This window comes from Variovorax sp. P1_G12, assembly GCF_056405555.1.
The window spans coordinates 1-1281 of the sequence record NZ_JBFUBW010000092.1 but is presented as its reverse complement, the minus strand read 5'-3'; the positions used below and the strand labels follow the sequence as shown (position 1 = coordinate 1281).

The following is a 1281-nucleotide window of genomic DNA, read 5'->3' as shown; positions in this document are numbered from 1 at the left end:
TGACCCTGCCCCGATTTCACGTACACCAAGAAGTTGGAAACTTGAGCTGTATGGAGAATCGAAATGCGAGATAGCAAGCTGCCGAAACGGCAGTACACGGATGAATTCAGGGTCGAGGCGACCAGACTGGCGGAATCGGTCGGCAGCCACGAGGCGGCACGCCGGCTGGGGGTGCCGGTGGCAACGGTGGGCAACTGGAAGCGGCGGCGAGCGACGACCGGCGTTCCGGCACCCGAGGCCATTGGAAGTGCTGCAGCCGTGCCGACGCGTCGCCCGGTGAGCGAACTGGAGGCGGAGAACAGCCGGCTGCGCCGGGAACTGGCTGATGCGAAGTTGGATGTGGAAATCCTTCGAAAAGCGACGGCGTACTTTGCCAAGGGGTCGCGATGAAGTACGCCTGGATCGACAATCATCGCGACGAGTACACGGTCAGCCGGCTGTGCCGGGTGCTGTCGGTGTCCCGCACGGGGTACTGCCAGTGGCGCGTGCGATCGCCCAGCGCTCGAGCCCTCGCAAACAAGGCGCTGGATGCCAAGGTACAACTCGCGCACCGCAACAGCCGAGGCAGCTATGGTCGACCGCGCATCACGCAGCAGCTTCGCCAGCAAGGCGAGCGCGTCAGCGCCGAGCGGGTGCGCCGAAGTCTCAAGCGCCAAGGGCTACGTCCGGTGTATCGGCGGGCCTGGGTAGTCACCACCGACTCGGGGCATCGCTTGCCGGTGGCACCCAACCTCCTGGATCGTCGCTTCGATGGCTGGCAGCCGAACCGGGCCTGGGTGGCCGACATCACGTATGTTGCAACCGACGAGGGCTGGCTGTACTTGGCCGTGGTGATGGACCTGGCGAGCCGCCGGATCGTGGGGTGGTCGATGTCCGAGACGATCGATGCGAAGCTGGTCTGTGCGGCACTGAGATCGGCATACTGGCAGAGAAAGCCCGGCGCCGGGCTGCTGGTACACACGGATCGTGGAAGCCAATACGCAAGCCACGAGTACCGACGACTGGCGGCGGACTTCGCCATCACGATGTCGATGAGCAGAAAGGCCGACTGCTGGGACAACGCAGCCATGGAGAGCTTCTTCAAGACGCTGAAAGTCGAGAGGGTCTACCAGGTACGCTACGACACTCGGGCGCAGGCTCGCCTGGACATCGTGGACTGGATCGAGGGCTTCTACAACCGCGTGCGTATGCACACGGCAATCGGATACCTTGCACCTGTCGAAAGGGAACTCAGCCTCTTGGCTGCGTGACTTGGTGTACGTGGAAACGAGGCAGGGTCAG

General features: G+C 63.5%; 1 protein-coding gene. It reads left to right on the top strand.

The features are described from left to right. The first annotated feature begins 63 nt into the window (after positions 1 to 63). Positions 64 to 1250, top strand: a protein-coding gene (locus tag AC1D2O_RS37665; RefSeq protein WP_477650816.1) for an IS3 family transposase whose coding sequence is annotated in 2 segments (ribosomal slippage) — positions 64 to 358 and positions 358 to 1250 — 1188 coding nt in all. Because the reading frame shifts where the segments join, the coding sequence is not laid out codon by codon here. Positions 1251 to 1281 lie beyond the last annotated feature (31 nt).